This is a genomic window from Bacillus sp. FSL W8-1143 (genome assembly GCF_037965155.1).
GTDB classification, from domain to species: domain Bacteria; phylum Bacillota; class Bacilli; order Bacillales; family Bacillaceae; genus Bacillus; species Bacillus pumilus.
This window is the reverse complement of the sequence record NZ_CP150182.1, coordinates 2875873-2900294: the sequence shown is the minus strand read 5'-3', so window position 1 is coordinate 2900294 and position 24422 is coordinate 2875873. Positions and strand designations below refer to the sequence as shown.

Genomic DNA, 24422 nt, shown 5'->3' with positions numbered 1-24422 from the left:
TTTTTTAATAAGATCAATACGTAACAGGAGGAGCATCTTTGTTAAAATCTAAAGTTCATTTTTGGACATTCCAAATATTACTTGTTTTACTCATTGTGTATGTATCAACAAAGGTTTCGTTTTTATTTCAGCCGATTATTTTATTTGCATCAACACTGTTTGTCCCCATTTTGCTGGCGGGTATTCTCTTTTTCATCTTTAATCCAATTGTTCAATTTTTGTCCAAGAAAATGCCTAGGACACTCGCTATCCTGATCATTTATCTCCTGTTCATCGGACTCATCACAATCATCGTCAATGCTGCCGGACCTGTCATTGTCACGCAGTTAGGCGGACTTGTCAAAAGCTTCCCTGGATATGTGACGGACATGCAGAAATTTATCAATGACTTTTCGCATTCTAAAACATTTACTTGGATGATGAGCCAAGATTATGTGTCTGTCTCAAAGTTTGAACAGACGGTCGTTTCGACATTAAAGGCATTACCGGAAAACATTGCTTCAAGCATGTCTGCGGTGTTTGGCGTGATTGCGAATATTGCTTTAGCCGTCATCACAGTTCCATTTATTTTATTTTATATGCTGAAAGACGGGCATAAGTTTCCGGACAAGCTCGTTCAGTTCTTACCAATGCCTTACCGCAAGGAAGGGCTGAAGATCTTCAAAGAATTAAACGACACGCTCGCAGCTTACATACAGGGGCAGATTATTGTCTGTTTGTTTGTCGGAGTCGCTTGTTTTATTGGATACTTATTAATTGGTGTGAAATATGCGCTTATTCTCGGTATTATCATTGCGGTCACAAATGTGATTCCATACCTTGGACCATATCTTGGCGCGGCACCAGCTGTGCTGATTGCCTTTCTTGATTCGCCTGGAAAAGCAGTGGTGACAGTGATTGTGATTCTTGTCGTGCAGCAAATTGACGGAAATGTTATTTCTCCATTGATCATTGGGAAACGCCTTAATACACATCCTTTGACCATTATCCTGTTATTAATTGGGGCAGGAAGCTTTGGCGGTATCCTTGGCATGATCTTTGCGGTTCCTGTCTATGCACTGCTCAAAGCCATCACCCTGAATATTGTCAGATTGGTTCAGCTGCGTCAGCGGTCTCGTAAAGAACAACATTTAAACGTATAGGACAAATGCACAACTTTTCCCTTTTTGCATAAGATGATTGACATAAGCAGATAGGGGGAGATTTTGATGCCTGCCATCGTTGGACCTATTCATATCGAGTCATTAGGAGGAAACGGTGCAGCTACTTTCGGTGATGTACTGGCCATTGCCCCTTTAGCTGTAGACCACTCTACTGGCGGGGCGGGAGCCTTTAATGCCGGTGATTATATGTCTCTTACAAGTGATCCAAATGCGACGATGCTTTGGGACTTCACATTGTTTGGCCAGCCTCAATCATTTAATGCATAGAAAGACAGCTGGTGATCAAATATCAGCTGTCTTTTTTTATTTGTGATACACGTATTGTTGAGCTGGGCATATGATGTGGATAGAAAAGGTGGTGGAGCAATGCCAGCGATTGTTGGACCTATTCATATAGATCGTGTGTACGGAAATGGGGCGGCACATTTCGGTGATGTTTTTGCCATTTCACCAAAAAGTGTTGATCACTCCGCCGGTGGTTCAGGTACCTATAATGCAGGGGACCTCGTCCAATTTTTTAACAGTCCAAACGTCACATTTGTTTGGGATTCTAATCTTATTAGTCAGCAAAAGAGCTTCAATGCGTAGCCAGCTTTGAAAGGGTATTCCTTTTCAGAAGCTGTCTTTTTTTATGGTACAATGGATATGGAAGTAAGAAGAAAAAAGAGGTGTGAACAGAGTTAAATGAAAATTAGAAAAGCACACATCACAAGCCGGCAGCCAAAGACCTACAATGTATATTTACATGAAAATAAAAAAGAATATAAAACGCTTGTTGCCGTACCTGATATTGAATGGAGTATTTCCATTGCGTACGAGGACGAAAAAGAGCAGCTGATCCATACGCTTGAGCAATCCTTAATGGAAAGAGCAGAAACAGACGAAGCCCGTGAACTTGCACTAAAGATTGTGCACTGGGTCACAGAAATGTAAATTTTAAAACCAGGAGTGAAAACAGCGATGAAAGAAGAATCCGTAGACTTTTATTTGCAGCAAGGGATATTTGGACATGCTGAAACAAAACCCGATGAACGAAGAATGTTTCTCGGTTCATTAAGGGAACGAGCGCTTCTTGCCCTGACAAAGGGACAGGTATCACGAAATAAACCGTATCAAGAGGTCGAACAAATATTAAAGGCCAACCGTCAGGCCACTGTTCTTTTAAATGGTGAGTTGTCCTATGCTTCTTATTCTCAATATGTGAAAATGGCTAATGCCGCTGGATGTTCCTTTAAAGTGGTGAATCATCATGAGGCACATTCTCCTTTTGGTCTTGTGATAGAGCTGCCGAATGCGGTCAATCAAGAGCACATCTATATCGAAGATGAGCTGTTTCAAAAGGCTTTTTCTCACGAATCTGTTGAATAGGTTTCCCTAGTGAAATGAATAAGCTATAATGAGTCAAAAGAGCATATGGGAGAGATGCGGATGGGCAAAGCATTGATTTGTATTGATTATACCGTTGATTTTGTTGCAGACGATGGAAAATTGACATGCGGAAAGCCTGGACAGGCGATAGAGCCTAAGATCACAGAGATCACTTCTTCGTTTATTGATGAAGGGCACTTTGTCGTCTTTGCAGTCGATCATCATGAGGAGCAAGACCTTTATCATCCAGAGACAAAGTTATTTCCGCCCCATAATATTCGCGGGACAAAGGGAATTGAACTTTATGGAAAACTAAGTTCACTATTTCACACGTCAAAGCATTTAAAACATGTCTACTATATGGAAAAAACAAGATACTCTGCTTTTGCAGGCACTCAATTAGAAATGAAACTGCGTGAGCGTGGCATCACTGAACTTCATTTAGCCGGCGTATGTACCGATATTTGTGTACTTCATACAGCTGTTGATGCGTACAATAAAGGCTTCGAACTTGTGATTCACGAGAATGCTGTAGCGAGTTTTAATGAAGCGGGGCACGAGTGGGCACTTTCTCACTTTGAGCAGTCGCTTGGTGCGAAAGTGGTTAAGTAAGGGAAGGAGAATGGAAGTTGGAGCATCGGTTTATTGACGACAGTTTATCACTACATACAGACCTTTATCAAATTAACATGGCAGAAACGTATTGGAGAGACGGCATTCATGAGAAGAAGGCAGTGTTTGAACTCTTCTTCAGAAAGCTTCCATTTGACAATGGCTTCGCTGTATTTGCTGGTTTAGAGAAAGCGATTGAGTATTTATCGGACTTCTCCTTTACCGAAAGTGATCTAGCGTATTTAAAAGACGAACTCGGTTATAAAAGCGATTTCATTGATTATTTAAGCGGGTTATCCTTTACAGGCTCCCTTCATTCAATGCGGGAAGGCGAAATTGTCTTTGCAAATGAACCAATTATGCGTATCGAGGCAACGCTTGTCGAAGCGCAGCTAATCGAAACCGCCTTGCTGAATATTGTGAACTTCCAGACGCTGATTGCAACAAAGGCAGCTCGGATTAAAGGAATCATTGAAGACGAGACAGCACTAGAATTTGGAACAAGACGTGCACATGAAATGGATGCAGCAATGTGGGGAGCAAGGGCGGCACTCATCGGCGGCTTTCAGGCGACAAGTAATGTTCGTGCTGGGAAGCGCTTCAACATCCCAGTGTCAGGAACACATGCTCACGCACTTGTACAAGCATACCGTGATGAATATACGGCATTTAAAAAATACGCTGAAACCCATACAGACTGTGTCTTTTTAGTCGATACGTATGATACCGTGAGATCCGGTATTCCGAATGCCATTAAGGTAGCGAAAGAATTCGGAGACAAGATCAACTTTATTGGTGTCAGACTTGATAGTGGTGACCTTGCCTACTTGTCTAAAAAAGCTAGAACGATGCTGGATGAAGCTGGATTCCATGACGCAAAAATCATTGCATCAAGTGATCTCGATGAACATACCATCATGAATTTAAAAGCACAGGGTGCCAAAATTGATGTGTGGGGTGTTGGAACAAAACTGATCACAGCATTTGATCAGCCAGCTCTCGGTGCAGTGTATAAGCTTGTGTCGATTGAAGAGAATGGTAAGATGAATGATACCATTAAAATTTCGTCCAACCCAGAGAAAGTGACAACACCAGGACGTAAACGTGTGTACCGCATTATCAACCAATTGAATCATCACTCAGAGGGTGACTACATTGCGCTCGAAGAGGAAGATGTTCATAGTGAGGATAAGCTAAAAATGTTCCACCCTGTGCATACATTTATCAGCAAATTTGTCACAAACTTTGTGGCGAAGGATCTACATGTCCCGATTTTCGAACAAGGAAAACTTGTATATGACAATCCGGATATTCAAACGATTCAAGCCTATGTGCAGGATAGCCTCGGACTTTTCTGGGAGGAATATAAACGAATCAGCAAACCAGAAGAATATCCAGTCGATTTGAGTCAAAAATGCTGGGATAACAAGATGCAGTTTATCCATGACGTGAAAAATAAAATTAAACTAGAGCTTTATGAAAGCTAACGTTGGAAGAAAAGGAGATCATCCAGTCAGGTGATCTCTTTTTTTATTTTTTCACCGATTCAAATTGAACCATAAGCGCAATCATTTGGTATACTGAAAGCACATCTTGTTTGTCATTGCATAAAGGAGGATTGGAGCAGTTGAGGGTGTTTGTTGCGAGACAGCCTATTTTTAACAGAAAAGAACAAGTCGTATCATACGAGCTACTTTATAGAGATAGTGAAACCAATACATATAGCGCTGAAGATGGTGACAAAGCGACAACGGACCTCATTATTAACAGTTTTTTAAATATCGGCATCGAAACATTGACAGAAGGCAAAAGATGCTACATTAATTTCACCGAAAGCTTACTTTCGTCTGATCTGCTCACCTATTTTGATCCGCATCAGCTTGTGATCGAGATATTAGAAAATGTCCCGATTACCCCGGCTCTTATTATGAGATGTAAGGAGTTAAAAAAATGGGGATATACGATTGCACTTGATGATTTTTTTCTAAGCGGATCACATTTCAGTGACAAGTTGCTTGACGAACTCCTCTATTGCATTGATATTTTAAAAATTGACTTTCTAAAGACTACATCGAAAGAACGTAGAAATATTCTACATACCTATAAAAAATATCGACTTCGCTTCCTTGCAGAAAAGGTGGAAACGCGAAGAGAATATGAAGAAGCGCTAGAAGCCGGCTTCCATTTGTTTCAAGGGTATTTCTTTAGTGAGCCGCATGTTATATCAGGACGAGCATTATCAACCAGCTTCCATGCGTACCACCAGCTATTAAATGAGCTGAGCAAGGAACAGCCGAATATCCAGGTCGTGACCCATTTTATTGAAAGTGACCTTTCGCTATCATACCAATTATTAAAAATGCTCAATTCAGGCGGCATGAGACGTCTTTATCAAATCAAAAGTATCCGGCAGGCGATTATTCTGCTCGGGTTTAATGAAATTCGGCGCTGGATCTTTATTCTTTCATTTAAAGAATTGAATGTTCAAGCCAATTCAAGCCAAAAAGAAATTATCAAAATGTCCTTCATTCGGGCGAAAACGTGTGAACTGATTGCGAGTCGTACCGATCGAGAGCATCCAGCCTCTTATATGCTGACAGGCATGTTTTCTCTCATCGATACACTTGTCAGGGCAGATATCACAGAACTTGTGAAAGAGCTGCCGCTTTCTGATGAAGTTGGCGAGGCACTGCTTGGCTATGAAAATGATTATTCATTTGTACTCGGTGTAGCCAAACGGATTGAACGAAATGAATGGGATCATGAGATGTTAGATGGGAATCTCCCGAAGCAAGAAGCCTACGGATGTTATATAGAAGCCATTGAATGGTGTCATAAAATGTTTGAATCGTAAAAGCCGCTCACGTCAGAGCGGCTTTTTTTGTTATGCCCACTGTAAAAGGAGAAAAAGTCTGCTAGAGGCGAGAGACAAGTAGATACGAATGCCTTCTGGACTAAAGCGGATGTCAATACCACTTTTCACACCGATTTGTTTCAGCATTCGGATGACACTTGCCGAATCAGAGCGCTCAGCAGCCTCCATGATCTGCTGTGCAAACGAAAGCGAGCTGGAAATCTGCTGTGTAATAAGTGAAGCATCAGCAACAAGTCGGGCTGATTCCTTTGCGGCTCGTTGAAACGAGTGGGCATCTACTGGAGGAAAAGTCATAGGCGTGCGCGAATATGCACGGCTCATTGCGGGACCTTGCAAAGCAGGATAAGGAACATAGTAAAACACGTGGTCACCTCTTCTCTCATTGACGTGAAATTGGACGGATATCTGTTCTAAATGTATGTAGAAAATCAGAATAAAGAATCAAAATGATCTTTCTATCTTTATAAATCCAACATAAAAATAGGTACTTTTGCGGTCAATTTCGGTGAATGTCGCCAAAAAATTGCGGTGTCCACAATGGGGTCTGTCGTCTGACCTATAACACGCAAAACCGAGGTTATAGAAGGGATCGTATGTTCTATTGTGAGAGAAGTGTGACGAATGATGCCTATTCTTGTTGCATTAGTGACACAATTCCTTTGAAATTAAGATAAAAGTATGATTTGAAAAGTCAGAAAATGATGAAAAAAGACCTATTGAATTTTGCGGTATCACGCACACATTTTGTGCATACTTTTCGGTGAAAAAATACTCAATTACATTTACACTGTTAGTAATAGATCAAATACTTATGACCCAATCACCATACACAAATACATTGATCTTCCAAAAAAGGAGAGTGGAATCGATGGAAAAGTATGAAATCGAAGAACTTAAACAATTATTATGGAAACTTGAAAACGAAATTAGAGAAACAACGGCTTCTCTTCATAACATTAACAAAAGCATTGATCAATACGACAAATATGAATATGTGAAAATTTCTTAAAGACTTGATAATCATCAAGTCTTTTTTTTATCCAAATACATACAAAAAAAGGATATATTATTATATAATTGTTAAATAGTGATGTCAGTGGACATTTGCTCATGTCTTTTTAGTAAAATAAAAGGCGGAAGGGTGAGGGACAAGACCGAGTATGCTAAACTATCTAGAGAATACAAAAATCAAGCAGAATATGTCTGATTTTATTCAACATGCAGTCAGGCAGAAAGATTTACAACAACTGCTTCTAAAATTTACAGATATAAAGAATGAATTTCCCTTTGGGCAATTGGCTTACAAGCATTATGAGGCATTTGGCGGACAAGACAAGCAAGCGATTACACAATTGGCAGCAGGGATTGAACTTCTCATCTTATCAGCCGATATATTAGATGATATCGAAGATCAGGATAAAGATTCGTATCCTTGGATGAACGTCAACCAAGGAGTGGCCATCAATGCTTCTACGTATTTGTATACGCTGAGTATCCAACTCATCACAACAATATGTGAAAATGATTCTCAACTAATTGAGAAACTGTTCCAACTCATCAAATGGTCAATGGAAGGACAGCATGAGGATTTGCGTCATATGCATGGAACAGAAGAAGAGTGTGTAGAGGTTTTAAGGAAAAAATCAGGATCATTAACAGCTCTTGCTAGTGTACTGGGTGTTTATTTAGCGACAGGAAAAATCAACTCAACTGTGGAATCATATTCCATATGTTATGGTGTTGCTGAACAAATCAGTAACGATTTTTTTGCGTTATTTTCGAAAACAAACGGAGATTTTCTAAAAAAACAAACGCTGGCATTTAGCTATTTACAAAGAGGCTTTAACGATGCCAGTCAAGAGATTCTTATGTTCTTATCTAATCGTTTAGATGAGTCAGAACAAAAGTCATTTCAACTGAAGCAGAAATTACTTGAAGCAGGTTTGACTCAGTACATGGTATCAATGAGAGAGATTATGCTGTTACAAATGAGGCAAGGGATTGACCAACTTGATTTACCTAAAACAAAGAGGGAACAATTGTATGCATTTATGACAAAGGAGGGCAATGATTGAACATTCAAAATGTTATTGCATATTTAATGGAAAATCCTGGAGTTGTGAATGAGTTGGATTTAGGGAATGCAAGTTTAATTCACACAGATGAGCAAACCATGAAAGCAATCATTCAAGGCATTAAAAAAGGGCAAATGTCTGCAGAATATATATGGTACTATAAATGATGCTATTTCATTTATAAATGATTTAAAAGTTCTCCAGTTAAGGATGTTTTATACATGAAGATAACTTATACGAAACTATCTGCTTTTTTCGTTTTTCTGTCTTTTTTATTTGTGATCTATGTTTCATATATTTATGTATTTGATATTTTTAATGGAGCACGTGTAGCGGAGAACAAGAACGGTCAAGCAGAAGTTGTCAAAGTTGAATATCTTTCTTTAGCCTACACATCAGGATTAGAAGAAGGAGATATTATACTTAAAATCAATGGGGAACCTGCTAACAACAAAGATCATATGATCAATGGTGAGCTTAGGAATGTGCAAAGAATTGATATTCAAAGAGGCAACCAAATGATCACCCTTAAAAATAAGACATTGATTGGTCAAGAAAGTTTATTTGTCTATTTAATTCCTCTAATCCTGTATTCAATATGTTTATTTTGTATCTTCTTTATCATTAGAATTAACAAAGAGGCCCAACGGAAATCAGCATTTCTATTAGTTTTATTTTTATTAACGATTTGTATCGGGTATCTTAGTGCAGGTACTTCAGGTATTGGTGAAAGATTTAGCCATTATGTGATCGTATTTTGTTTATCAAGTGTATTTATCTTTTATATTCATTTCATTTATCAGTATTTTAAAGAGTTTAACTTGCATATAACAAATCAAAAAACAATTCGCCTTTTATATAGTCTTCCAGTAATTAATCTATTGATAGAGCTAGCAGTTCCAATAGATTCAGCGATAGCAAGATACATGCCAAGTTTAAATCTTTTATTCTTTTTCGCTTCTATTATCATGTCATTCAAAGTGATTATCAATGGAATGCGGAAATATAAAGAGACAGAGCAGGGGTCTGTTTTAAAGTTTTTTGTCATGATTAATATCATAGCATTCTGTCCATTTATATTTTTATTTGCAATACCATATGTTTTGTTTCGTATTTATGTAGTAGATCCCTTTTTCTTGACTTCTTTTGTCTTGCTTATTCCTTTTTCTCTAGTGTACCAATTCATGACGAACAAACTATACAATATGGACTTTTTGATTAGTAGACTGAAATACTATGGCTTTTTAGCCATTACACCGACCATTTTTGTTATTGTCACGTTTTACATTCTGCAAAAACCAGAAGATTTGAAGTATACATTGAAACTCGCATTAATCACCTATACACTCATGCTTGCTGTCTTTTATTTTAAAGAAATTCTAGATTTCCGCTTCCGGCTGAAACGTTTTTCAGAGAAGCATAATTATCAGGATAGTGTATTTAAATTTACACAGCTTATTCGTGAGGCGTCATCACTTCATCAAGTATTGTATCATTTAAAATACACCATCTTAGAAGTACTTGTTGTGAACAAAGCCTTTGTGCTTGAAGTGAAGGCAGATGGACAAATTGTTGAAATTGATGAATCAATAGAAGAAAGCCAGCTATGGAAAGATTATGTGGATCAATTTCAAGATATTTTAGGTGAAGTCGGAAAAATCATTGCGCTTGATAAAGGGTTCATGATGAAAATTGGCGAGCGGGGTGGTCACTCGTTTGTGATTTGCTGCTTATCCAATTTACAGACACCTAAATTGACGCGTGATGAGATTTCTTGGCTGAAAACATTGGCATTTTATACAAGTGTCAGTTTAGAAAATGTCGTCAAGATTGAAGAATTGATGGAGCATCTTGACGATTTGAAGCAGCGTGAAGCGAACCCTGCTTGGCTGAAAAAAGTCATGTTTGCGATGGAGGAAAAGCAACGCTCCGATTTAGCAAGGGATCTCCATGATTCCGTGCTACAGGATTTGATATCGCTGAAAAGACAGTCAGAGATGTTTTTAACGAATTTCCAAAACGATCAATGCCCAACGTCTATTGAACAATCGCTTATCTCATGGAATGAACAAATGTCTAAGGTGATTCAAACGACGAGAGAAACGTGTCATGAACTTCGGCCGCAGCTGCTGTACGATTTAGGTTTAGTGAAGGCGATATCGAAGCTGACTTCTCAAATTCAGGAGGAAGCACCGTTTCATATTCGGCTGAATACGACACGCTTTGATAAGGAGATGGACATTGATATTGACTCCCAGCTTAATATTTACCGGATTGTTCAGGAATTGTTATCCAATGCCTTGAAACATTCTCAAGCCAACCAAGTGCTCGTAATGCTGATTTGTATTAAAGATCAGGTTGTTCTTCACTACGAGGATGATGGAGTTGGTTTTGACGCAAGCCATCTTGATCAGCACACCATGAGCATGGGCCTCTCTGGAATCAGAGAACGAGTCAAGGCGTTAAATGGGAAGCTTCACATTCATACCGCACCTGAAAAAGGGTTGAAGGTGAAAATTGAAATGGAATTGTAACGATTTATTAAGGAATAAGACTTGGCATCTGCCAAGTTTTTTATATAAAATGGAAGTGAGTGATTTAAAGGGAGGAAGACATGAAGAAGATATTGGTCATTGATGATCATCCGGCTGTCATGGAAGGGACAAAAAGCATATTAGAATCAGATCAGCAGCTATCAGTCGATTGTTTAAGTCCTGATGCAGAAGCCGCCTTTTTAAAGACGCATGACTTTTCCATCTATGATGTGATTTTGATGGATTTAAATCTCGGGGATATCAATGGAATGGACATTGCGAAACAAATTCTAGAAACCAACCAACAAGTGAAAATCATCATTTATACAGGGTATGAAGTAGATGATTATTTTGAAGAGGCCATTCGGGCTGGATTGCACGGTGCAATTAGTAAAACAGAGACAAAAGACAAAATTATTGAATACATACACCGCACATTGCAAGGAGAAGTTGTCATTCAGCTATCCTATTTAAAGAAATTAATTTCACAGCAGCAAGAAAAGCCAGAACAGGCGCAGCAGACCGATCACGAGCTGTTAACAGAGCGAGAGTGTTTGATCCTGAGAGAAGTGGAAAAAGGATACACGAACCAAGAGATTGCCGATGTGCTGCATTTGAGCAAACGCTCGATTGAATACAGCTTGACGTCCATCTTTAATAAGCTGAATGTTGGCTCTCGAACCGAAGCGGTGTTAATTGCAAAATCTGAAAGTGTGCTGTAAACGTGTGAAGGGAGAGAACCCTGATGGAAGTGAGTGGATCAAATACACTGCTTGAGGCACTGGGGATTGAGATTGTAGAGTGTAATGAGTCTCGATGCGTAGCGACAATGCCAGTTGATCACAGAACAAAACAGCCATTTGGACTGCTGCACGGAGGAGCTTCTGCTGCTCTAGCAGAAACAGTGGCAAGCATGGGAGCTGCGGCTCATTTAGACTTAACTCAGCAAGTTTGCTCAGGGATTGAAATCAATGCCAATCACTTAAAATCTGTACGTGATGGAGTAGTGACAGCGACGGCTGTTCCTGTACATGTCGGGCGCCGTACAATGGTATTTCAAATTGATATTAAAGATGATCGAGACCGGCACATCTGTACGTCAAGATGCACACTTGCTGTCATTGATCGCATATAAAAAAAGCTCCCGGTGCAGCGGAAGCTTTTTTAGGTTGGATTGATCCATAAAAAGCAGATCCTCACATGAGAGGATCTGCTTTCGGTTTATAAGTACGAGTCTTCTTTGCGTTTAATCACGAAGTTACGAAAACCACCATAATCATCTTGTACACTTCGTTTGTCCATCTTGACCCCCGTATTGTAGGCGGCTCTTCCGATCAAGTGTGCGCCGACTGGAGCTGTTAAAAAGATAAAGACAATCCCAAGTAGGATCTTCGCAGAAATAATCCCTGCAAGAAACCATTCGTGAAAGAACACCCCAACTAATATGAGGACAACCCCAAGTGTCGATGCTTTTGATGCAGCATGCATACGTGTATAAACATCCGGCAGGCGAAGAACGCCAATGGCTGAAATGAGACAAAGGATGGCGCCAAGCAGGATAAAGAAAATGACAATAGCTTTAGCGATGACGATCATTTTCAATCACTTCCCCTTTCTCAAGGAATTTGGAAAAAGCGACAGTGCCGATAAAGGCAAGGATACCGAGCAGTAAAATAATTTCAAAGAACGTTGTCGTTTTCAGCAAAATAGAAACGATAGCTGTCATCCCAATTAAATTGATTCCTATCGCATCAAGCGCACTTACACGATCAGGAATAGAGGGCCCTTTGATAACCCGTATCACAAAAAGAAAGGTGGACAGCGCAAGAATGCCAAGTGAAATTTGTAATATGAGCTCCATTACTTACCGCTCACCTCCTGAATCGCTTTTTCAAATGAAACCCGGATATCGTGAATGGCTTTTTCTGCATCTTCAATATCCATCGCGTGAATGTATAAAATGGAACGATCATCAGAAATATCAATGACGAGTGTACCTGGTGTCAATGTAATCATATTAGCCAGTATGGTGATTTCCCAATCCGTTTTCAAATCTGTACGAAAGGCGAAAATACCGGGCTTAATGGTGAGCTTTGGAGATAATACGGTCTTTAATACACTTAAATTGGCAAGAAGCAGCTCCCGAATAAAAATCAATACGAGCTTGAAAATCGCAAACAGGGCATAGCCGTAAAAACGCTGCGGGAAAAACCGCCGAAGCATAAAAATGGCGACCATCCCTAGTACAAAGCCTGATACAAAGTCTGCGGCTCTGTATGTATCATTCATAAACATCCATGTAAAGGCGAGGAGAGCGTTTAGTAATATTTGAAAGGCCATGTTCATCTACTCCTTCAGCACAGCTTGAATATATTTTTCTGGTGTTGAGAGCATTTCCGCTGCTTGATTGATATAAGGGGCAATGAACTCTGTCCCTAACCCAATGGCAAGCGACAAGATCACAAGCAGTACGCCAGGGTACACCATTCCTTTAATCGACGGTTTCCTTCTTCGCATATCTTGATCCTCGCCCCAAAATGCGAGTATGAAGATCCTCATAATCGAATACAGGACAAGAAGGCTGGACATTAAGACAAGGATAGAAAAGGTCATGTGTCCAGCAGAAAATCCACCTTCTACAATCTTTAGCTTTCCAACAAACCCACTCAGAGGAGGAATTCCTGCTAGGGATAAAGCCGAAATGAAAAACATCCACCCTAGTAAAGGCTGAGATTGAATCAGTCCGCCCATCTTTTTCAAGTGATTGGTGCCAGCGTATACAAAAAGTGCACCTGCCAGCATAAATAAAGCGCCTTTAATCACCATGTCATGAATGAGATAATAAATGGCCCCTTGGAGTGAGGCAGGTGTATTGGCTGCAATCCCAAACAAAATGACCCCAACTGCTGTGACAATGTTATAGATGACGATCTTTTGCACATCAGAATAGGCAATAGAGCCAATCACACCGAATATCACCGTTAGTGCGGCAAACCAAGCCATGAGTGTATGTGTAAACCCTGTATCATGTATAAAAATTAACGTAAAGACTCTGGCAATCGCATATAAGCCAACCTTTGTCAGCAGTGCACCAAATAGAGCAGAAATAGCCGCTGGCGGTGCATGATATGATCCTGGCAGCCAGAAATAAAGCGGGAAGATCCCAGCTTTTAAGCCAAATACAATGAGAAACAGAATAGAAATGACAGTGATTAATCCTGTTTGCCCTGATTCAGCTATTTTCACGCTTAAATCAGCCATATTCAAAGTGCCCGTGACTGCATATAAGCAAGCGACACCGACAATAAATAATGCCGACGAGATGATATTAAACACAATATATTTGAGTGATTCTCGAAGCTGAGGCTTTGATCCGCCTAACACAATGAGCATATAAGACGCCATTAGCAGCAACTCAAAAAAGACAAACAGGTTGAAAATATCGCCTGTTAAAAAGGCCCCACTTACGCCAGCTAACAAAAATTGTACGCCAGAGTAATAGAAAAGCCGCTCCTTTTCCTTCCCAATTGTTTGAAAGGAGAATAGAACTGTCACTAGTCCAACAACGGAAGCGGTGAGCACAAGGAGCGCAGCAAACTGATCGGCCACAAGGGCAATCCCAAATGGTGCTTTCCAGCCTCCTAAATAGAGAGTTTGAATCCCATTAGTAAAGATGGTTTGGACTAAATACACATTACAGACAATGGCTAAGAGCGAAGCAAACACACTAAAGCCTCTCGACAGCATGATGTTCTTATTCATAAAGATCAATAGTGTAGCAGCTAATAATGGAATTAAAATTGGCAGGATCACGAGATTATTCATGCTGATCATTTCCTCTCATTTGATCCATGTCATCTGTTCGCAGCTCTTGGAAGGCACGGAAGGCCATGACAAGTAAAAAGGATGTCACACCAAAAGCAATGACAATGGCTGTTAAAATTAATGCTTGTGGTAATGGATCTACATAGGATGTGAGCCCCTCTTTTAAAATAGGTGGAGCTCCTTTTTTTAAGCCGCCCATTGTCAAAAGAAGCAAATGGACGCCGTGACTTAAAACAGCAGTACCGACGATGACCCGTAGAAGGCTTTTTGAAAGCATTAAATAGGTCGCCGCCATAAAAATAATACCGACGATAATAGACATTAGAAATTCCATTATTCCTTCTCTCCAATCGTTTGAATAATGGTCATGGTGACACCGACAACAACTAAATATACACCGATATCAAACAGTACGGCTGTCGCCAGTTCTGTTTTCCCTAAAAACGGCAGTTGAAAATAATCAAATGCATGGGATAGAAAAGGTGCACCGAATAGAAAGGATCCCATACCCGTCAGGATCGCGACGAGCAGCCCGGTCGCTGCAACATAAATAAAGTTAAAGGGCAGAATACGTCTCACTGTTTTCAGATCGTAGGCTAAGAGCAGAAGGACGACAGCACTGGCACTCATCAGGCCGCCAATGAATCCCCCGCCAGGATTGTTATGTCCCGCAAGAAATAAGTGAAGGGAAAAAAGCAAGATGATGAATGCTGTGATTTTTGTTGTGACTTGTAAGAGCATATCATTCGTATCAATTTTCCTCATCGCCGCACACCTCTCTTCCGTTTTCCTTGTGCCTGTGCCTTTAATAATCCATAAATACCAAGTGCCGCAATCGCCAGCACGGTAATTTCAAACAGTGTATCAAAGCCCCTGAAATCTACAAGAATGACATTGACAATGTTGTCGCCGCCAGCAAGTTTATAGCTGTTTTCAATAAAGTAAGTTGAAATGGACTCAAGTGACTGCTGACTTGTGGAAGCAAAAGCAAGACAAGTGACAGTGAGACCAACACCTATTGAAATGATCAAATTGGTTAATTTGAATTTTCTCGTTTTTTGCTTCAAGCTCAGCTTCGGCAAATGATAGAAGCAAAGTAAAAACAGTGCGACAGAAATCGTTTCAATAATCAGTTGTGTCAGGGCAAGGTCAGGTGCTCTGAAAATCACGAAGAATAATGACAGCGTGTATCCCATGACACCTAGAGCAATAATGGCAGTTAAGCGTGAGCGGGCGAATACAGTCGTGACCGTCGCCGCCACCATCACAAGTGAAAGAATGGCTTCATACGTGCCAATTGGCGCAGCTTTTTCTGTTTCAAATGAGAAAGCTTGCTGATAGAACATCACGCTGCCAAGTACGATAATCATGAATCCAAACACATAGACAAGGTAATCACGAAGGAAACCGGTCATATAGCTGTTTGTCAGGCGGTATGAACCTTTTTCTAAACCGATTAGAGAACGATCGTATAACGTGTTAAATGACCATTTTTCCTTAAATATATTGTACATTGGACGCCATTTTGACAACGTTAAATAGCCGATTGTACCAAGTACAACAACACCTATCGTCATATAGAGCTCTGGCTGGAAACCGTGCCACGCTTCAATTTTTACTGCAAAACGGCTTCCTGTTTCAATGGCTTCCGGGATGATCGCAGCAATCGCGGGTTCAATGACCGAGTAAGCAAGAATATTTGGGAAAAAGAAGAAAGTGACCACAAGTGCAGCGAGAATGATTGGCGGGATGAGCATGCCAATTGGTGCTTCATGCGGCTTTTTCTCTAATTGATCTAACTGAAGATTGCCTCTAAATGTTTTAAAGAGAAGCATCATACTGTAAATGAACGTAAAGACACTAGCGAGCCAAGCAATTGCTGGAAAAATAGCGCCCCATGTCGAAATATCTGTAAAGTTGATCTCAGAAATACGTAACATACTTGTGAAAAACAGCTCTTTACTTAAGAAGCCGTTAAATGGCGGTAGTCCAGCCATTGAAAATGTACCGATTAGCGTAATCGTAAAGGTAATCGGCATGATGGTCATTAAACCACCTAATTTCCGAATGTCACGAGTACCTGTTTCGTGATCGATAATACCTGCTGCCATAAAGAGACTGCCTTTAAACGTAGCATGGTTAATGAGGTGAAAAATAGCAGCAAGAACGGCTGCGCCAAAAAAGGCAGGGTTGTTTTCATGAATCGCAGCTGCGCCGACGCCAAGCATGAGCATAATCATGCCGAGCTGACTAACTGTCGAGTAGGCCAGAATGGCTTTCAAATCATTTTGCCGGACGGCATGGAATGATCCCCAGAATAATGTGATAAGTCCGACAATGGATATGGTCCAGAACCACACCTCTGATATAGCAAAGATCGGACTGAAGCGGGCAACAAGATAAATACCGGCTTTCACCATCGTAGCAGAATGCAGATAACTGCTCACAGGGGTAGGTGCTTCCATTGCATCAGGCAGCCAGATATAGAATGGGAATTGCGCTGATTTCGTAAAGGCACCTAGTAAGATCAGGATCATGGCAGGGATAAAGTAAGGTGATGCCATAATGAGCTGAAGCTGATTGACTGCTTCACGAATACTGAATGAATCAGTGATCAGGTAGATGAGGATGAAGCCACCAAGCATAGCTAATCCGCCAAAAACAGTAATAAGCAGTGATTTGGTTGCACCATATCTAGAGCGCTCCCGCTTATACCAATACCCAATTAAGAGGAAGGAAGAAATACTCGTTAGCTCCCAAAACAAGTACAGAACCACCATATTGTCAGAGAGAACCACACCAAGCATAGCGGTCATAAACATTAACAAATACGTATAGAAAGAGCCAAGCTGTTCTTTTTCTTTTGATAAGTAGAAAATACTGTACAAGACCACAAGTGCGCCAATACCTGTAATTAATAATGCAAATAACAGGCTAAGGCCATCGACATATACAGTAAAATTCATCCCTAAAGATGGAATCCATTCAGCTTGTGAGAAAAGCGTTCGTCCATTCGAGGTAATGTGTAACATTTGGATGAAATAGGTGAATAAAAGAATCGGCAAGATGAGAACAAACCACCCTGTATGTATACGCCTTACATATTTAAAAAGGAAAGGTACAACAAAGGCGAGTAAAAAAGGTGATAGGATGGCGAAGTGAATAAGCTGCAAGAAAATGAACCTCCTTTGATCAATATAAATTCACGTTCTAAAGAACTGGTAATTAAAATTATATCTTAAATACAGCCATAGTGCATTGGTTTGAAACGATTTCGAGCAAACTGTATTTGTTTTAGGTTCTTTTGACCACAAAAATAATTTTATCAAAAATGAAACTCATTGTATATTGTTTTGTTTTTCGTACATGCTTTTCTTAAAGGAGCTGATTAAATGAAACGAAAGATCGCCATCAGCTTAAGCATATTCTGCACGATTTTAGGAGGAGCATTCTTGATTGACCGAAATGATCAAAAAAGGTGGCAGGACGGCAGTGAATGGCCGCTATTTTCTGAGCACCTTTTCCGCATGAGCTATCAGGAAACTAAGCTGTATCCTTTTCAGCCTAGGGAATATTTACGAATTGTATTAGCTGATGAATAAAATCATATAGGATAAAAGAAATATAAAAAAGCATGTGCCTATGAGAGGGCACATGCTTTTGATGTTTCAATGTTTTAAGTAAACATTCTAAGTAAGATTGTTGCGCAGATCACAGTTGCTGCTCCGCCAAGACGTGTAGATACTTGTGCGAAAGGCATGAGACCCATTCTTCCAGAAGCTGAAAGGATCGCAACGTCACCAGTACCGCCAAGTCCGCTGTGACAGCCTGTCACAATCGCAGATTCTACTGGGTACATGTTCATCAATTTCCCAACGAAGTAACCAGAACCCACCATTCCAAGAACGACAGCGATACATACACAAACGAATGGAATAGAAATCACTGTTGCTACATCATCAAGTGGAATGTATAGAATCCCTAGACCGACCATAAGCGGCCATGTAAAGCTTCTTGATACAAACTTGTAGAACTGCTGTGAGCCATCTTGCAGATGCTGAGGCATCACGTTTAAGTATTTGATTAAAGCGGCAAGAACAATCATTAAGATTGGACCTGGAATATGAACAAAGCTTTCTAATAAACCACCAAAAATGAACGTTGTACAAGCCACGAGTACACCAGCACCCATTAACCCAAAATCAACTTTTGGATCCATATCAGGCTGTTCAAAAATTTCATTTGCTTCTTTAGATTTTACAAGACGACCATTCCCGTTTAGTTCAGGACGTTTTTCACCAAGCTTCTTCATTGCGCCAGCACAGATAATGGCAATGACGTTCCCAATGACGGCAGCAGGAATTAATTGAGAAATTAATGACTCTGCTGATACACCAAGAATTTGTGAATAAGCAATAGATAATGGCAAAATCCCTTCTCCAACACCACCAGCAATAATTGGAACAATAATAAAGAAGAACGAATGATGCGGTGTGTAACCAACTAAAAGACCAACAAGAATTCCGGCAGTCACAGCTGCAATTGTTCCTGCAACAAGAGGAACAAACATACGAATAAGGCCTTGTACTAAAACAGTTCGCTGCATCCCAAGAATACTACCTACTACAAGAGCAGAAATATAGAAGTAAAGGAAGTTCGACGTTTTCATAAGAGACGTAACCGCTTCCAACGAGTTCGGATTCAGAACATGAAAAAAGACCAGGAACGATGGTACGAATAAAGAAAGAATCGCCGGTCCACCAATATCTTTTAATATCGGAATACGTTGTCCTATATCTCCAAGGAAAATCCCCAAAATCATAATAACAGCGAAACCACCAAGCATATTTGCTGGAATTTTATTAAAATAAGCGGCAGTTAAAATAATCGCTGCAAGTACTAAATACACAGGTAAGTCAATAACACCAATTTTCCAAGACATGATCTTACGGAAAACGCTTTTATTATTGTCAGAATCGTCTGTAATCGATTTCAATTGTTGTGTATTAGCCACATAAACACCCCCAAATGCTATTTGTCTCAATTGTAGAAGATTCTGTGACACTCATCTATTTATTAAACTAAATTAAGTGTAATAAAAGTAAAATAAACAGGAGTTTTTATGTTTTTATCATACAAAAATCCCCTGAAGGTAGTTTATCCTTCAGGGGATTGATCATACATCGTTATTATCGTTTTCCTTTTAAATAAGGTGTCCCAAGTGCTTTCGGTGCATCTGCTCGGCCGATGAAGCCAGTGAGTGCTAAGATGGTCAGCACATATGGTGCAATAAGCATATACACGTTCGGTATATCTTGGAAGAGCGGCAGGAGAGAGCCAATAATGCTTAAACTTTGAGCAAATCCAAAGAATAAAGCAGCGCCCATTGCGCCGAATGGGTGCCATTTACCGAAGACAAGTGCAGCTAGTGCGATGAAGCCTTGTCCAGTTATGGTCGCATGTGAGAAATCAAGTGCGATGGTTGACGCATAAACAGCTCCGCCAAGACCACCAAACAGTCCACTAATAAAGACGCCGATATAGCGCATCCGGTACACTTTGATTCCCATTGTATCAGCAGCCATTGGATGTTCTCCGACTGCACGAAGACGAAGACCAAACGGCATTTTAAATAAAACAAACCAAGCAACAACCGCAAGCGCTAATGCGAGTATGGACGTATAATAAACATCTTTAAAGAAGATATCGCCAATTATCGGAATGTCACTTAGAAGGGGAATATCACCTTTATAGAAAGGCTCTGTAATTTTATCTGTTTGAGCTTTCCCGTAAATGAGTTTCACGACAAACAGCGTAGCGCCAAGTGCCAGCATGTTAATCGCAACACCACTGACCGTTTGATCTGCACGGAATGTAATGGTCGCAACTGCATGAATGAGAGAGAACAATCCGCCAATCGCCATTCCAACGAGGAGCCCAAGCCACGGGGTCAAGGCCCCGAATGTATCAGCAAAAAACAAGTTAAAGATAATACTGGAAAATGCTCCGACGACCATCAAACCTTCAAGACCGATATTCACAACACCTGATCTTTCTGAAAAGACGCCTCCAAGAGCGGTTAAAATAAGTGGTGCAGCATAGACAAGTGTTGCTGGGACGATGATTTCAAGAATTTGCAGAAATCCCACTTATTTTCCCCCCTTTTTCTTCATTTGGTTCATCACAAGACGGATAATATAGCTTGAGGCGACGAAAAGAATAATGATCGCAATGACAATATCAACGACCTCAGTCGGTACGCCAGATTCAAGTGGCATATTTAAAGCGCCGACCTTCAATCCACCAAGCAGCAGTGCAGCAAGAACAACACCAACAGCAGTATTTCCACCTAATAAAGCGACGGCGATTCCGTCAAAACCTACACCGGTAAACGAGCCTTTAATTGATGCATATTCAAATGTACCAAGACCTTCCATTGCGCCTGCAAGACCTGCAAAAGCACCTGAAATGAGCATCGCATAAATGATATTGCGGCGAACATTCATACCGGCATAATGGGATGCCTGCTGGTTCATTCCAACAGCCCGCAATTCAAAGCCTTTAGAGGTTTTTTGAATAATGACCCACATCACGACCGCAGCTATAATGGCAACAAAAATACCATTATGCATCCGGGAGAAATCGGTGATTTGTTCAAAGAAACCAGAGCGAAGCGAGGCAGTGGCATCGATTTTTTCTGTTTTATCTTTATTATTTGTTAAGACATTTGAAATCAAATAGTTCGTCACATGAAGGGCAATGTAGTTCATCATGATCGTGACAATCACTTCATGAACATAAAAACGAGCCTTTAAAAACCCAGGAATAAAGCCCCATAATGCACCAGCAGCAGCTGCGGTGATGAGTGCAAGTGGGAGATGGATGTACATAGGTGCATGGACAGTTGTACCGATCCATACAGCAGCTACCCAGCCAATCAGCATTTGACCTTCTACACCGATATTAAAGAGACCTGTCCGAAATGCAAAAGCAACAGCAAGCCCTGATAAAATGTAAGGTGTCACTTGTCTGATGGTTTCTCCCATATAATAGGTTTCACCGAAGACGCCATTCCAAAGGGCGCCATAGCCTTCGATGACACTATAACCGCTTGCCAGCATAATAATGGCCCCAACAAAAAGACCAAGTACAATGGCTATAAGCGGAATGAGCAGATTTGTTAAGCGATTAGACATTTGCTTCTTTCCCCACTTCCTGTTGCGTACTTCCAGCCATTAATAGACCAAGCTCTTGCTCTGTTGTTTCTTTTGGATCAACGATGGCAATAATGCTGCCTTCGAATATAACAGCAATCTTATCACTGACATTCATAATTTCATCAAGCTCAAATGAGATGAGGAGGACGGCTTTGCCTGTGTCCCTTTGCTCAATGAGGCGCTTATGAACAAATTCAATCGCACCAACATCAAGTCCACGTGTCGGCTGAGCGGCAATTAATAAATCGGGATTGCGGTCAACTTCACGGCCAATAATGGCTTTTTGCTGATTCCCGCCTGACAGGGCGCGTGCCTCTGTATATTCACTCGGTGTTCTTACGTCATACTCGGCAATGATTTGCTTTGCCTTTTGGTATATATTTTTCATATTCATCAAGCCAAATTTTGAGTATGGACGCTGGTAATACGTTTGTAACGAAATATTCTCTCCTATTGAAAAATCAAGCACTAGTCCGTGTTTATGACGGTCTTGAGGAATGTGTCCAATTCCAGATTCGGTCACCTTACGAGGCGGAAGATTTTGAATGGCTTTCCCGTTTAGCATGATCGTGCCAGATTCTGATTTTTTTAGACCAGTAATGGCTTCAATCAATTCAGATTGACCATTGCCATCGACTCCAGCAATACCGACAATTTCTCCAGCCTTCACTGAGAGGTTGAGATGTTTGACCGCTTCAATTCCTCGTGCGTCCTTTACCGTAAGATCCTGAATTTGAAGTACTTCCTCAGCAGGAGAGGCGTCTTTTTTGTCTGTCTTAAATGAAACTTCACGGCCGACCATGAGGCTTGCAAGCTCATCTTTGTTTGTGCTTTCCACATCAAGTGTACGAATGCCTTGGCCTTTTCGGATAATGGTGACGCGGTGACATGCATCCATAATTTCTTTCAGCTTATGGGTAATTAAAATAATGGATTTGCCTTCATTGATTAAGTTTTTCATAATTTGTATGAGTTCTTTAATTTCTTGAGGTGTTAAGACGGCTGTTGGTTCGTCGAAGATCAAAATATCAGCGCCGCGGTAAAGAGTTTTTAAAATTTCTGCACGCTGCTGCATGCCGACAGAGATGTCAGATACTTTTGCGGCAGGGTCTATTTTTAAACCATAGCGGTCAGAAAGCTCTTGTACTTGCTGTATGGCTTGTTCTTTGTCGATCTTTCCAAATTTCTTGGGCTCTTTTCCTAAAATGATGTTTTCAGCGACGGTGAAGGTATCGACAAGCATAAAGTGCTGATGCACCATACCGATGCCTAAATCACTTGCATCATTCGGGCTAGAGATGGTCACAGGTTTTCCGTGAACCTTGATTTCACCTTTTTCAGGCTGGTACAGTCCGAAAAGCACGTTCATGAGCGTTGATTTTCCAGCGCCGTTTTCACCAAGCAGCGCATGAATTTCGCCCTTTTTTAGCTGCAGCGTAATGTTATCGTTTGCTACAATGCCAGGGAATTCTTTGCGTATATTCAACATTTCAATGACATAATCCACAGGTTTAACCGCTCCTTTTTTAGGGTGCTGATGAAGATAAAAACTAGCAAAAGAAAAGCTGCAAAACGAGGCTGCAGCTTTTCTTTTACCACCTTTTACGAATAAAGAGGAGGTAAAGGAGAAACAAGGGGATAAGGCGCGCTTATCCCGATGTTCAAATTAAGCTTTAAAATCTTTTAGTTCATCACGTGTTGCAGGGATTTTAATTTCGCCCTTGATGATTTTTTGTTTCCATTCTTCTACTTTCTTCAATACATCTTTATTAAGGTTGTCCTGAGATGGAGAAATGTCAAGAGCGCCTTCTTTCAGACCATATGTGATCACTTCGCCGCCAGGGAACTTACCTTCTTTTGCTTTCGTTGTTAAGTCTTGTACCGCTTTGTCTACTTTCTTAACCATAGAAGTAAGGGTGACACTTTGTTTTGTTCCAGGTACTTTTCCTTCGTCATACTGGTCTTTATCTACACCGATGACCCAAACTTTGCGGTTAGGATCCGCTTTTTTCAGGTTTTTCGCTTCTGTGAAGACACCAGTTCCAGTGCCGCCAGCAGCATGATAAATGATGTCGACGCCGGATTTGTACATGCTTTCAGCTGTTGCTTTCCCGATGTCTGCCTTATCGAATGCACCAGCATATTTCACTTCAACTTTTGCTTTCGGGTTAGCTGCTTCAACGCCTGCACGGAAACCAACTTCGAATTTTCTGACTAATTCAGAATCAACGCCGCCGACAAAACCAATTTTGTTTGATTTTGTAGAAAGAGCAGCCGCAACACCCACAAGGAATGATCCTTCATTTTCGTTGAACACAATGCTGGCTACGTTGTCTTTTTTCACGACAGCATCAACGATGGCAAAGTGGTTTTTCTTACGCTGATCTGCAATTTCACTAATAGAATCTTGCATTAAGAAACCAATTCCGTAAATCAGGTCGAATTTCTCACGAGCAAGTGTGTTTAAGTTTGTTGTATAGTCAGCGTCTGATTTAGATTGTAAGTAATCAAAGCCGTTTTTACCTTTTTTTAGATTGTTGTCTTTTCCAAATGCTTGTAAACCTTCCCAAGCTGATTGGTTAAACGATTTGTCATCGACACCACCGACATCAGTTACCATTGCAACAGTGAATTGATCTTTATCTTTTTTGCTTTCACCGCTGTTTGAGCCAGAGTTGCCGCATGCTCCAAGGATCGTTCCTGCTGCTACGACTAAGGACAATGCTAGTCCAATTTTGCGCTTCTTCAAAACA

28 protein-coding genes are annotated in these 24422 nt (G+C 40.6%); 15 read left to right on the top strand and 13 right to left on the bottom strand.

The window, feature by feature from the left end; genetic code table 11:
• Positions 1–38 precede the first annotated feature (38 nt).
• The 8 genes from NSQ36_RS14920 (at position 39) to NSQ36_RS14885 (ending at position 5997) form a co-directional block, all read left to right on the top strand.
• A complete protein-coding gene (locus tag NSQ36_RS14920; protein WP_050944047.1) occupies positions 39–1142 on the top strand; it encodes an AI-2E family transporter in 1104 nt (367 codons plus the stop codon).
• A gap of 66 nt (positions 1143–1208) precedes the next feature.
• Positions 1209–1430: a spore germination protein gene (locus NSQ36_RS14915; protein WP_106029262.1), complete on the top strand. Its 222-nt coding sequence runs from the start codon at positions 1209–1211 to the stop codon at positions 1428–1430.
• Positions 1431–1529: 99 nt separating this feature from the next.
• Positions 1530–1751: a spore germination protein gene (locus NSQ36_RS14910; RefSeq protein ID WP_050944046.1), complete on the top strand. Its 222-nt coding sequence runs from the start codon at positions 1530–1532 to the stop codon at positions 1749–1751.
• Between the two features lie 96 nt (positions 1752–1847).
• The gene (locus NSQ36_RS14905; RefSeq protein WP_034660684.1) at positions 1848–2096 is read left to right on the top strand and encodes a YueH family protein; all 249 of its coding nucleotides are present in this window, start codon (positions 1848–1850) and stop codon (positions 2094–2096) included.
• Between the two features lie 27 nt (positions 2097–2123).
• Complete coding sequence (locus NSQ36_RS14900; RefSeq protein ID WP_050944045.1) at positions 2124–2531, top strand: YueI family protein; 408 nt, start codon at positions 2124–2126, stop codon at positions 2529–2531.
• Between the two features lie 60 nt (positions 2532–2591).
• Positions 2592–3143 carry an isochorismatase family cysteine hydrolase gene (locus NSQ36_RS14895; RefSeq protein ID WP_003213138.1) on the top strand — a complete coding sequence of 184 codons (552 nt, stop codon included), beginning with the start codon at positions 2592–2594 and terminating at the stop codon, positions 3141–3143.
• A gap of 17 nt (positions 3144–3160) precedes the next feature.
• Complete coding sequence (locus tag NSQ36_RS14890; RefSeq protein ID WP_003212630.1) at positions 3161–4630, top strand: nicotinate phosphoribosyltransferase; 1470 nt, start codon at positions 3161–3163, stop codon at positions 4628–4630.
• Positions 4631–4770: 140 nt separating this feature from the next.
• Positions 4771–5997, top strand: a complete 1227-nt coding sequence (locus tag NSQ36_RS14885; RefSeq protein WP_212045764.1) for an HDOD domain-containing protein — start codon at positions 4771–4773, stop codon at positions 5995–5997.
• A gap of 30 nt (positions 5998–6027) precedes the next feature.
• On the opposite strand, the gene NSQ36_RS14880 is transcribed toward NSQ36_RS14885, so the two are convergent.
• Positions 6028–6381 carry an inner spore coat protein gene (locus NSQ36_RS14880; protein WP_339205997.1) on the bottom strand — a complete coding sequence of 118 codons (354 nt, stop codon included), beginning with the start codon at positions 6379–6381 and terminating at the stop codon, positions 6028–6030.
• A 505-nt stretch (positions 6382–6886) separates the two neighbouring features.
• Between NSQ36_RS14880 and degQ the strand changes: the two genes are divergently transcribed.
• From degQ to NSQ36_RS14850, 6 genes are all read left to right on the top strand, one after another.
• Entirely contained in the window at positions 6887–7027 is a 141-nt protein-coding gene (gene degQ / locus NSQ36_RS14875; RefSeq protein WP_003213123.1) for a degradation enzyme regulation protein DegQ, read from the top strand.
• 151 nt (positions 7028–7178) lie between these two features.
• Complete coding sequence (locus NSQ36_RS14870) at positions 7179–8093, top strand: polyprenyl synthetase family protein (protein ID WP_310425834.1); 915 nt, start codon at positions 7179–7181, stop codon at positions 8091–8093.
• Positions 8090–8260 (top strand): competence pheromone ComX, encoded by a 171-nt coding sequence (gene comX, locus NSQ36_RS14865; protein WP_212045489.1) that lies wholly within the window; start codon positions 8090–8092, stop codon positions 8258–8260. The genes NSQ36_RS14870 and comX overlap by 4 nt, the downstream gene beginning before the upstream one ends.
• A 54-nt stretch (positions 8261–8314) precedes the next feature.
• Positions 8315–10627 (top strand): ATP-binding protein, encoded by a 2313-nt coding sequence (locus NSQ36_RS14860; RefSeq protein ID WP_339205994.1) that lies wholly within the window; start codon positions 8315–8317, stop codon positions 10625–10627.
• 80 nt (positions 10628–10707) lie between these two features.
• Positions 10708–11349: a response regulator transcription factor gene (locus NSQ36_RS14855; RefSeq protein WP_058013793.1), complete on the top strand. Its 642-nt coding sequence runs from the start codon at positions 10708–10710 to the stop codon at positions 11347–11349.
• 23 nt (positions 11350–11372) lie between these two features.
• The gene (locus tag NSQ36_RS14850; RefSeq protein WP_003213775.1) at positions 11373–11762 is read left to right on the top strand and encodes a hotdog fold thioesterase; all 390 of its coding nucleotides are present in this window, start codon (positions 11373–11375) and stop codon (positions 11760–11762) included.
• An 86-nt stretch (positions 11763–11848) separates the two neighbouring features.
• Here NSQ36_RS14850 and mnhG read toward each other — a convergent pair whose 3' ends face one another.
• From mnhG to NSQ36_RS14815, 7 genes are read right to left on the bottom strand one after another with little or no spacing between them, the layout of a single operon-like run.
• The gene (gene mnhG / locus NSQ36_RS14845) at positions 11849–12223 is read right to left on the bottom strand and encodes a monovalent cation/H(+) antiporter subunit G (RefSeq protein WP_003213369.1); all 375 of its coding nucleotides are present in this window, start codon (positions 12221–12223) and stop codon (positions 11849–11851) included.
• Entirely contained in the window at positions 12207–12488 is a 282-nt protein-coding gene (locus NSQ36_RS14840) for a Na(+)/H(+) antiporter subunit F1 (protein ID WP_003213177.1), read from the bottom strand. The genes mnhG and NSQ36_RS14840 overlap by 17 nt, the downstream gene beginning before the upstream one ends.
• Positions 12488–12967 carry a Na+/H+ antiporter subunit E gene (locus NSQ36_RS14835; protein WP_044140819.1) on the bottom strand — a complete coding sequence of 160 codons (480 nt, stop codon included), beginning with the start codon at positions 12965–12967 and terminating at the stop codon, positions 12488–12490. Before NSQ36_RS14835 ends, NSQ36_RS14840 begins: the two co-directional genes overlap by 1 nt.
• Positions 12968–12973: 6 nt before the next feature.
• Positions 12974–14452: a Na+/H+ antiporter subunit D gene (locus tag NSQ36_RS14830; RefSeq protein WP_034620106.1), complete on the bottom strand. Its 1479-nt coding sequence runs from the start codon at positions 14450–14452 to the stop codon at positions 12974–12976.
• Positions 14445–14786, bottom strand: a complete 342-nt coding sequence (locus NSQ36_RS14825) for a Na(+)/H(+) antiporter subunit C (RefSeq protein WP_003213576.1) — start codon at positions 14784–14786, stop codon at positions 14445–14447. Before NSQ36_RS14825 ends, NSQ36_RS14830 begins: the two co-directional genes overlap by 8 nt.
• Positions 14786–15217, bottom strand: a complete 432-nt coding sequence (locus NSQ36_RS14820) for a Na(+)/H(+) antiporter subunit B (RefSeq protein WP_034620105.1) — start codon at positions 15215–15217, stop codon at positions 14786–14788. Before NSQ36_RS14820 ends, NSQ36_RS14825 begins: the two co-directional genes overlap by 1 nt.
• A complete protein-coding gene (locus tag NSQ36_RS14815; protein WP_339205992.1) occupies positions 15214–17625 on the bottom strand; it encodes a Na+/H+ antiporter subunit A in 2412 nt (803 codons plus the stop codon). Before NSQ36_RS14815 ends, NSQ36_RS14820 begins: the two co-directional genes overlap by 4 nt.
• Positions 17626–17844: 219 nt before the next feature.
• Between NSQ36_RS14815 and NSQ36_RS14810 the strand changes: the two genes are divergently transcribed.
• Entirely contained in the window at positions 17845–18054 is a 210-nt protein-coding gene (locus NSQ36_RS14810; RefSeq protein WP_003213300.1) for a hypothetical protein, read from the top strand.
• Positions 18055–18128: 74 nt separating this feature from the next.
• Here NSQ36_RS14810 and NSQ36_RS14805 read toward each other — a convergent pair whose 3' ends face one another.
• The 5 genes from NSQ36_RS14805 to NSQ36_RS14785 form a co-directional block, all read right to left on the bottom strand.
• Positions 18129–19466 (bottom strand): 2-hydroxycarboxylate transporter family protein, encoded by a 1338-nt coding sequence (locus tag NSQ36_RS14805; RefSeq protein ID WP_003213451.1) that lies wholly within the window; start codon positions 19464–19466, stop codon positions 18129–18131.
• Between the two features lie 175 nt (positions 19467–19641).
• On the bottom strand, positions 19642–20601 hold the full coding sequence (locus NSQ36_RS14800; RefSeq protein ID WP_003213713.1) for an ABC transporter permease: 960 nt from the start codon (positions 20599–20601) through the stop codon (positions 19642–19644).
• Positions 20602–21648 carry an ABC transporter permease gene (locus tag NSQ36_RS14795; protein ID WP_003212654.1) on the bottom strand — a complete coding sequence of 349 codons (1047 nt, stop codon included), beginning with the start codon at positions 21646–21648 and terminating at the stop codon, positions 20602–20604. It abuts the gene before it with no gap.
• A complete protein-coding gene (locus tag NSQ36_RS14790) occupies positions 21641–23176 on the bottom strand; it encodes an ABC transporter ATP-binding protein (protein ID WP_003213375.1) in 1536 nt (511 codons plus the stop codon). The genes NSQ36_RS14795 and NSQ36_RS14790 overlap by 8 nt, the downstream gene beginning before the upstream one ends.
• A 159-nt stretch (positions 23177–23335) precedes the next feature.
• On the bottom strand, positions 23336–24418 hold the full coding sequence (locus tag NSQ36_RS14785) for a BMP family protein (protein WP_044140813.1): 1083 nt from the start codon (positions 24416–24418) through the stop codon (positions 23336–23338).
• Between the last annotated feature and the right edge of the window lie 4 nt (positions 24419–24422).

What these genes read in the sequence shown, in the direction of transcription:
- NSQ36_RS14910 (WP_050944046.1), top strand. Translation starts at nt 1,530, where the DNA reads ATGCCAGCGATTGTTGGACCTATTCATATAGATCGTGTGTACGGAAAT.
- NSQ36_RS14895 (WP_003213138.1), top strand. Translation starts at nt 2,592, where the DNA reads ATGGGCAAAGCATTGATTTGTATTGATTATACCGTTGATTTTGTTGCA.
- NSQ36_RS14825 (WP_003213576.1), bottom strand. Translation starts at nt 14,786, where the DNA reads ATGGAATTTCTAATGTCTATTATCGTCGGTATTATTTTTATGGCGGCG.
- NSQ36_RS14900 (WP_050944045.1), top strand. Translation starts at nt 2,124, where the DNA reads ATGAAAGAAGAATCCGTAGACTTTTATTTGCAGCAAGGGATATTTGGA.
- NSQ36_RS14855 (WP_058013793.1), top strand. Translation starts at nt 10,708, where the DNA reads ATGAAGAAGATATTGGTCATTGATGATCATCCGGCTGTCATGGAAGGG.
- NSQ36_RS14860 (WP_339205994.1), top strand. Translation starts at nt 8,315, where the DNA reads ATGAAGATAACTTATACGAAACTATCTGCTTTTTTCGTTTTTCTGTCT.
- NSQ36_RS14850 (WP_003213775.1), top strand. Translation starts at nt 11,373, where the DNA reads ATGGAAGTGAGTGGATCAAATACACTGCTTGAGGCACTGGGGATTGAG.
- NSQ36_RS14810 (WP_003213300.1), top strand. Translation starts at nt 17,845, where the DNA reads ATGAAACGAAAGATCGCCATCAGCTTAAGCATATTCTGCACGATTTTA.
- NSQ36_RS14915 (WP_106029262.1), top strand. Translation starts at nt 1,209, where the DNA reads ATGCCTGCCATCGTTGGACCTATTCATATCGAGTCATTAGGAGGAAAC.
- NSQ36_RS14820 (WP_034620105.1), bottom strand. Translation starts at nt 15,217, where the DNA reads ATGAGGAAAATTGATACGAATGATATGCTCTTACAAGTCACAACAAAA.
- NSQ36_RS14870 (WP_310425834.1), top strand. Translation starts at nt 7,179, where the DNA reads ATGCTAAACTATCTAGAGAATACAAAAATCAAGCAGAATATGTCTGAT.
- mnhG (WP_003213369.1), bottom strand. Translation starts at nt 12,223, where the DNA reads ATGATCGTCATCGCTAAAGCTATTGTCATTTTCTTTATCCTGCTTGGC.
- NSQ36_RS14830 (WP_034620106.1), bottom strand. Translation starts at nt 14,452, where the DNA reads ATGAATAATCTCGTGATCCTGCCAATTTTAATTCCATTATTAGCTGCT.
- NSQ36_RS14795 (WP_003212654.1), bottom strand. Translation starts at nt 21,648, where the DNA reads ATGTCTAATCGCTTAACAAATCTGCTCATTCCGCTTATAGCCATTGTA.
- NSQ36_RS14840 (WP_003213177.1), bottom strand. Translation starts at nt 12,488, where the DNA reads ATGGAGCTCATATTACAAATTTCACTTGGCATTCTTGCGCTGTCCACC.
- NSQ36_RS14905 (WP_034660684.1), top strand. Translation starts at nt 1,848, where the DNA reads ATGAAAATTAGAAAAGCACACATCACAAGCCGGCAGCCAAAGACCTAC.
- degQ (WP_003213123.1), top strand. Translation starts at nt 6,887, where the DNA reads ATGGAAAAGTATGAAATCGAAGAACTTAAACAATTATTATGGAAACTT.
- NSQ36_RS14835 (WP_044140819.1), bottom strand. Translation starts at nt 12,967, where the DNA reads ATGGCCTTTCAAATATTACTAAACGCTCTCCTCGCCTTTACATGGATG.